At 34.9% G+C, this 289-nt stretch carries 1 protein-coding gene; it reads left to right on the top strand.

From position 1 onward, the window contains the following. The coding region (locus JKP73_RS22910) for a response regulator transcription factor (protein ID WP_200412067.1) at window positions 1–289 on the top strand (289 nt) is incomplete at both ends.

Here is a 289-nt window from a genome sequence, read left to right as displayed (position 1 = left end):
TCGTGTGGATGAAGACGATACGTTACTTGGTTTTGAATTAGGGGCTGATGATTATGTTACAAAACCTTACAGACCACCAATTTTATTGGCGAGAGTGAAACGATTAATGGAAAGTCGATATGCTTATACAGGAGAGTTATCTAATGAAGATATCTTAACTAGAAATGGTATCCATGTCCATTTCCCTTCTCGTACCGTGACAGTAGATGAAGAAAAGATAGGTTTAACACACACAGAATATGAAATATTAACATATTTAATGCAAAATCCAGGGATTATTATTACGAGA

This window comes from Virgibacillus salexigens, from assembly GCF_014905415.1.
GTDB lineage: Bacteria > Bacillota > Bacilli > Bacillales > Amphibacillaceae > Virgibacillus > Virgibacillus salexigens.
This window is presented reverse-complemented; position numbering and strand designations above follow the sequence as displayed.